7 protein-coding genes are annotated in these 6,000 nt (G+C 77.1%); all 7 read right to left on the reverse strand.

All coding sequences use genetic code 11. From position 1 onward, the window contains the following. Nucleotides 1–135: 135 nt before the first annotated feature. The 7 genes from ACFU7Z_RS08605 to ACFU7Z_RS08635 all read right to left on the reverse strand — a co-directional run bounded on the left by ACFU7Z_RS08605 (nucleotide 136) and on the right by ACFU7Z_RS08635 (nucleotide 5,936). A complete protein-coding gene (locus ACFU7Z_RS08605) occupies nucleotides 136–876 on the reverse strand; it encodes an ABC transporter permease (RefSeq protein WP_380777022.1) in 741 nt (246 codons plus the stop codon). Then, nucleotides 870–1,865, reverse strand: coding sequence for an ABC transporter ATP-binding protein (locus tag ACFU7Z_RS08610; RefSeq protein ID WP_380777023.1), 996 nt, complete (start codon nucleotides 1,863–1,865; stop codon nucleotides 870–872). The genes ACFU7Z_RS08605 and ACFU7Z_RS08610 overlap by 7 nt, the downstream gene beginning before the upstream one ends. Further along, nucleotides 1,862–2,602 carry an ABC transporter ATP-binding protein gene (locus ACFU7Z_RS08615; protein ID WP_380777024.1) on the reverse strand — a complete coding sequence of 247 codons (741 nt, stop codon included), beginning with the start codon at nucleotides 2,600–2,602 and terminating at the stop codon, nucleotides 1,862–1,864. The genes ACFU7Z_RS08610 and ACFU7Z_RS08615 overlap by 4 nt, the downstream gene beginning before the upstream one ends. Further along, nucleotides 2,599–4,236 (reverse strand): hypothetical protein, encoded by a 1,638-nt coding sequence (locus tag ACFU7Z_RS08620; protein WP_380777025.1) that lies wholly within the window; start codon nucleotides 4,234–4,236, stop codon nucleotides 2,599–2,601. Before ACFU7Z_RS08620 ends, ACFU7Z_RS08615 begins: the two co-directional genes overlap by 4 nt. Further along, the gene (locus ACFU7Z_RS08625) at nucleotides 4,236–4,658 is read right to left on the reverse strand and encodes a hypothetical protein (RefSeq protein ID WP_380777026.1); all 423 of its coding nucleotides are present in this window, start codon (nucleotides 4,656–4,658) and stop codon (nucleotides 4,236–4,238) included. The genes ACFU7Z_RS08620 and ACFU7Z_RS08625 overlap by 1 nt, the downstream gene beginning before the upstream one ends. Before the next feature lie 139 nt (nucleotides 4,659–4,797). Continuing rightward, nucleotides 4,798–5,397, reverse strand: coding sequence for a hypothetical protein (locus ACFU7Z_RS08630; protein WP_380777027.1), 600 nt, complete (start codon nucleotides 5,395–5,397; stop codon nucleotides 4,798–4,800). Further along, nucleotides 5,394–5,936, reverse strand: a complete 543-nt coding sequence (locus tag ACFU7Z_RS08635; RefSeq protein ID WP_380777028.1) for a stage II sporulation protein M — start codon at nucleotides 5,934–5,936, stop codon at nucleotides 5,394–5,396. The genes ACFU7Z_RS08630 and ACFU7Z_RS08635 overlap by 4 nt, the downstream gene beginning before the upstream one ends. Between the last annotated feature and the right edge of the window lie 64 nt (nucleotides 5,937–6,000).

A 6,000-nucleotide genomic window follows, 5' to 3' on the forward strand; every position in this document is an offset into this window, starting at 1 on the left:
GTTGGCGACCTTGGTGAACTGTTTGTGGTTCTGTTTGCGGCGCCGGCCCTCGGTGTTGGGATTCAGGGAGTCGGCGGGGGGATGGAGGGGGCCGCCCGGGCGGTCGTGCTGGCGCCGGGGCGGGTGGGGGGTGGGTCAGAGGTGGGGGGTGCGGGTGAAGTGGTGGGTGGCGGTGGTGAAGAGGAGGGTGCACCAGGCGGTGGTGGTGAGGGTGGTGAGGGTGGGGAGGGTGGGGGAGGGGGCGGCGGAGAGGCGGGTGACGGCGGAGGCGGGGAGCCAGGGGGAGATGTCCCAGCCCTTGGTGGCGGCGAGGGCGGTGAGGGCGGACTCGGCGACCAGGGTCCACCCCAGGACTGTTCCCAGGGCTGCCGCGGTCGACCGCAGGAGCAGGCCGGCGGCGGAGCCCAGGACCGTGTAGGCGGGCATTGCCGCGAGCAGGCGCAGGGTGGTGGACGGGGCCCCGTCCCAGTGGGGTGGGGAGCCGTGGCGTGCGGCGGTCAGGGTGGTGGTCGCCGCGCAGGTGGCCCAGACGGTGGCGGCGACCAGCAGGGACAGGAGGGCCAGCCCGGCGAGCTTGCCGGTGGCGAGTGCGCCGCGGGCCGGCTGGCGGACCAGCAGGTTTCGCCAGGTGCCCTCGCGGTACTCCTGGCAGAAGGCGTTGGCGGCCACGCACATCATGACCAGGCCGATCAGGGGTGTGGCGGTACGGGCGGCGCCGAGCAGGTCCACCGGGCCGGGGTCGTTCCGGAGGGCGGCGGTGCCGGCGGCGACCGCGGCGGTGGCCGCCGCGACGGAGCCGAGGAGCGGCCAGAGCAGCCGCGGCCGGAGCAGTTTGACCAGCTCGCTGCGGAACGCCTGGTGCACGCGGGTCAGCACGGGACGGCCGTCCTTTCGGTCGGGGCGGTCGGTGCGGGCCCGGTGCCGGTGACCAGGGCGAGGAAGGCCTGCTCCACGGAGGTCCGTCGGACGGCCAGGTGGGCGAGGGTCACGCCGCCCGCCGCCGCGATCCGGTTCAGTTCGGCGGCCGTGTCGGCGGGGGCCTCGACCAGCAGCAGCCCGTCCTCGTGGCGGTTGGGGTACCCGGCCCCGCTCAGCACGTCGTGGAGGGTCGCGCCGTCGGCGGCGGACTCCGGGGCCAGTTCGACGACGGCCGTCCGGGAGGCGGTCAGCTCCGCCCTGCCGCCCTGGAACAGCACCCGGCCCCGGTGCATCAGGACGAAGCGGTCGCAGATCGCGTCCAGTTCGTTGAGCTGGTGGCTGGAGACCAGCACGGTGGCGCCGGCGTCCGCCAGGGACCGCAGCAGCTCCCGGAGTTGGAGGATGCCGATCGGGTCGAGCCCGTTCATCGGCTCGTCCAGGACGAGCAGCCGGGGCTCGGGGAGCAGGGCCGCGGCGATGCCGAGCCGCTGGCGCATACCGAGCGAGTACCCGCCCACCGGCCGGCCGGCGTGGGCGGTGAGGCCGACCTGCTCCAGCACCTCGTCGACCCGGCCACGGGGGATGCCGCCGAGTTCGGCGAGCACCCGCAGGTTGGTGCGGGCGTCGAGCCGCCGGTAGAGCGCGGGTTGTTCGATCAGCGCGCCGACCGCGTGGAGGTAGCGCTCGGGCCGGTCCAGCGGGTGTCCGAGGACGGTGCCGGTGCCCGCGTCGGGGCGGTCCAGGCCCAGTAGGACGCGCATGGTGGTGGTCTTGCCGGAGCCGTTGGGCCCGATCAGCGCGGTCAGCGAGCCGGCGGGGACGGTCAGGTCGACGCCGTCGAGGGCGGTGAGGGCGCCGTAGCGGCGGCGCAGTCCGCGGACCTCGACCGCCGGGCCGGCCGTCCGGGCGCTGGGAGGGGCGGTGGGAGGGGCGCTGGGAGGGGTCATGGTGTGGCGGGCTCCGTGCTGGCCGGGTGGGTCGGGGAGTCGGCGGTGGTGAGGAGGGTGCCGGTCGGGTCGAGGCGGTGCAGCGCGGCGGTGGCCGTCTCGCCGTCGAGCCGGAGGTCGTGGCGGACGGCGCCGTGGTCCAGGACGACCAGCCGGTTCACCAACTCGTCGGCCCAGCCGAGGTCGTGGGTGCAGAACAGGACGGTGCGCCCCTGGTCCCGCCAGTCGGCGGCGGCGGCCCGGAGCGCGCCGGCCGCGCCGCTGTCGAGGCCGTTGGTCGGCTCGTCGAGCAGGAGCAGCCGGGGCCGGTGCACGGTGGCGACGAGCAGGCCGAGCTGCTTGCGCATGCCGAGCGAGAGCTCCCGGACGAGGGCGTCCGGGCGGTCCTCCAGGGCGGTGCCGGCCAGCGCGGCGAGGGCCTCCCGCACCGGGGCGCCGTACAGCCTGGCCGCCAGGACCAGCTGCTCACGGACGGTCAGGTAGTCGTAGAGCGGCGGTTCGGCGGGGGCGTAGCCGCGCTCGGCCCGGACGGCGAGCGCGGTGGCCGGCCGGCCGGCGACGGCGACCCGGCCCGAGGTGGGCTCCTCCAGCCCGGCGAGCAGCCGCAGCAGGGTGGTCTTGCCCGACCCGTTGTGGCCGACCAGGGCGACGAACTCGCCCTCCCCGACGGTGAGTCCGACCTCGGCGAGGGCGGTGTGCCCGGCGTACCGGACACTGGCGGATTCGACGGCGATCACGGGCGCACCTTCCGGATTCGGAGATCACTTCGGGCCGCGAACCGCAGGACGGCCAGCAGCAGGGCCAGGTCGAGCAGGCAGGCCGCGGCCTCGACGGCCCCGCCGGTGCCGGTGGCCGAGCGGAGTAGCGGCCCGGCCGCCGCGGGGGCGGCCAGCACCGCGGCCAGCAGGCCCTCCACGGTCTCGGCCGCGCCGGAACGGGCGGCCCGGCCGTCGGCGAAGCCCTCGGCGGCCGGGGTCAGGAAGGCGGCGGCCACCAGCGCGCAGCTTCCGGCCAGCAGCGCGACCGGGAGGGCGAGCAGCGCGCCCGCGGTCACGCTTCCGCCGCCGACCAGCAGCAGCCCGAGGTACAGCGGTACGACCGGTACGGCCGCGACGGCGCAGCAGGAGGCCACCTTCCCGGCCAGGATCCGGCCGAACGGCACCGGCGCCTGGCGGAGCAGGTCGAGCGACCGCTGCTCGGTCTCGACCCCCGCCACCTGGGCCACCACGGTGGACAGCGCCAGGAACACGGCGAGCGCCAGCGGAACGCTCCAGGCGCCCAGCGGGAGCCGCCACGGCGGTTCGCCGCCGTGGCCGAGCCGGACCCCCGCGCCGAGCGCCGCCAGGGCGAGGCCGACCAGGGCCGTCCGGAACAGCGCGCCGGTGCTGGCGACGGGGCGGCGGCGCAGCGCCAGCAGGTCCTTGGCCGCGGGCAGCAGCACCGGCGGCACCCGGTCGAGCAGGGTGCTGGAGGTGTGTGCGGCGGCCGCGGGCCCGCCGGGGACGGCGGGGCGGAGCGCGCCGCGGGCGGCGGCCCGGCGCAGCAGGAGGTGGGCGAGGCCGCCGAGCAGCAGCAGGGCCGAGCACCAGCCGAGCAGGGCCGTCCCGAGCCGGTCGGGGTCGAGCAGGCGGTCCCAGAGGTCCGGGCGGAGGCGGGCCACGGCGGAGCGCAGCGCCGCCCCGTACTCCTCGGGTTCGGCCCGGCCGGACAGGTGGAGGCGGTCGGCGAGCGGTCCGAGGACGAGCCCGAGGGCGAACAGCCCCGGCAGCAGGACGCCGAGTGCGGCGAGCGGCAGGGCCCGGCGCGGGCCCAGCATCAGCGCGGCGGTCGCGGCCACGTGGCCGAGCGCTCCGGCCAGCGCGGATCCGGCGACGGCGGTGAGCACGGCGAGCAGCAGGGCCCGGCCCGCGGGGGAGGCGGCCAGCCAGGGGCCGGCCGCCAGGCCCGCGACCGCCACGGAGCCGACCGCCCCGGCCAGGGCGGGCAGCCAGAGGCGGGCCAGGAACACGGACTGCTGCGGCACCCGCCAGGAGAGCAGGACGGCGCGGTCGGGCGGATCGAGCAGCAGCCGGGCCTGGTTGGGCCGCGCCGAGAGCAGGTGGCCAGCGACCAGCACGACCGCCACCGACCAGCAGGCGCCGGACACGACGGTGCCGTCCTCGGGGCCGACCGGGAAGACCCGGCCGAGCGCCGAGCCGATCCCCCAGAGCAGGGCCGCGACGGTGGCCAGGCCGACGCCGACGGCCAGCGCGAGCACGGCCCGGGCCGGCGGGGCGAGGGTGCGCAGCCCCGGGAGGCGGTTGCGCCGGCGCCGCAGGTCGGCGTCGACCAGGGCCAGCCCGGCGGTCCAGGCGAGTCGGCGGCCCTCCATCAGTCCCGCCGGCCGGTGAGCAGGGCGACCGCGCTGGCCGCGACGACCAGGACGCAGAAGCCGGCGGCCGTCCCGTTGAGTCCGGCGGCGGCGGGCAGCCGGAAGCCCGCCACCCCGAGCGGCATGTAGACCAGGGCCGAGAAGCCGAACAGCAGCCAGCGGCCGGTGGAGGCCAGGGCGACCACCGCGCCGAGGGCGAGCAGCAGGACGGCGGCCGCCAGCCAGCCCCAGTTGAGCAGGTCCTGGGTCTGCACCACCGTCGACCGGGCGGCGTCGACGACCCGGTCGGCCCGGTCGACCGCGGCCAGGGTGTCCGGCCGGCTCGTCCAGTACCAGACCGTCCGGACCCCGGCCAGGACGGCGGCGGCCACGGCCAGCAGGCCGGCCACGGCCGCACCGGTCGGCTTGATCTGCGATACCACGGTGATGTCGGCTCCTCGGTCGTGCGGGGTCGTACGAGTCGTACGGGGGTCGTTCTCTCAAGCGGTGTGAGCGGTGTGAGCGGTGTGAGCGGTGCGAGCGGCGCGGGCGGTGCGGGCCCGGTCCCGGCCCGGCGCGGGCTCAGCGCGGGATCAGGCAGAGCGCGAGGAGCACCGCCGTGGGCGCGAGCGCGGCCGCCGCGCTGCGGGCGGGGCTCAGGCCGGTGCTGCGGCGCAGGACCTCGGTGAAGGCCGCGAACAGCACGACCAGGCCGAGGTCGGCGCTGCCCAGCGCGTCCACCAGTCCGTCCCAGGACGGGTGGCCGACCAGGGCGGCGCCCGCGCCGAGCAGCAGCAGCTTGCCCACGAAGTAGAGGGCGGCCACCGTGCCGACGGTCGCGTGGTCCCGGGCGAAGCCGTCGCGGGCGCCGGCCAGTCGGCAGGCGGCGGCGCCGGCGAGCAGGACGGCCAGCAGCACGCCGATCGCGCCGAGCACCGATCCAAACAGCCAGCCCGCCCAGACGCCGGCCTTCACCGCGCCCGGTGCCGCGTCGGGGATCTTCTCCAGGACGGCCGCGCGGTAGCGGTCCAGGAGGCCGAGACCGGCCAGGGGTTGGACGAGGACGGCGAGCGCCAGGGCGGCGCGGTGGCGCAGGCGCCCGGCCCGGCCGTCGTCCCGGCCTTCGGGCGCGGCCTCCGGATCGAGTAGGGGACGGTGGTCCGTCGTGGTGGTCAAGGTCATCGGGGGCTCACCCACGTTTCCACGCCCGCGGCCACGGCGAGCGCGGCCAGCGAGGTTCCGAAGAGGACAGCGGCGTCGACCACGTGCTGGCTGAACGGGGCGCCCCGTCCGGACACCAGGCGGCGGGACAGCCCGAGCGCCGGGGCCAGGCCGGCCGCGACGGCGAGGCCGAGGGCCGGCAGTTCGAGCACCGCGTGCGGTCCGACGGCCCGCAGCAGTTGGCCGCCGCCCAGCGCGTACGCGTGCCCGATCAGCACGCCGACACCGAGGCCGGAGAGCAGCGAGAAGGCGACCGTGGTCAGGCCGAGGGTGGCGACTCCGCTGAAGGCCAGCGCGGCCACCTTGGCGTTGTTGAGGAAGACCTCGAGCCACAGGCCCGGACCGGCGGGTTTGGGTTCCACGCGGACGGCGGACTCGATGCCGCCCGAGCAGGCGATCCCGATCGCCATGCAGGCGAACCAGAGCAACTGCCCGGCGGCCACGGCCCAGCGCTGCCGGGCCCAGGCGGCTGCGAGCCCTCCGCGGACTCCCGCGATCACGTCGTCCCTCCCCAAGTCATCTGCTGCACAAGGCCGGTGGGCCGGACCCCGTCGGTGCGGCGGC

The sequence above is a fragment of the Kitasatospora sp. NPDC057518 genome (genome assembly GCF_042802075.1).
Lineage (GTDB): Bacteria > Actinomycetota > Actinomycetes > Streptomycetales > Streptomycetaceae > Kitasatospora.